At 64.5% G+C, this 324-nt stretch carries 1 protein-coding gene; it reads right to left on the bottom strand.

Translation table 11 applies throughout. From position 1 onward, the window contains the following. Positions 1-324, bottom strand: a 324-nt coding sequence (locus LUU93_RS21575; RefSeq protein ID WP_232683233.1) for a DUF2334 domain-containing protein, incomplete at both ends; no start/stop codon positions are given.

Below are 324 nucleotides of genomic sequence, written 5' to 3' on the forward strand. Positions count from 1 at the left end.
GCGCATCCTTCACCTTGAATTCGTTGCCGGTGCCCGAGTTCTGTCCGCCATCCTCTCTCGCGGTCTCTCCGTATTGGTGCGTGTAGCCGTGCATCCCGAGCACGCCGCCGCTCTCCTGCGCGTCCCGCAGCAGCCGCGCGAACTGGGCCGTGACCTCGTCCGGATCCGGATCGTCGATGCCCATCTCCGTCCAAGCGCCGTCCTCCCCCAGCATGAATCTCCTCGGAATAACCGCGACGTGGAACGGAATCCGCTCCGACGCGATATAGTCGAATACGGCCCTCAGCTTGCCGAGGCCTTCGAGACTGCCGTAATCCCCTCCCG

It is taken from the genome of Flavobacterium soyae (genome assembly GCF_021245985.1).
GTDB lineage: Bacteria > Bacteroidota > Bacteroidia > Flavobacteriales > Flavobacteriaceae > Flavobacterium > Flavobacterium soyae.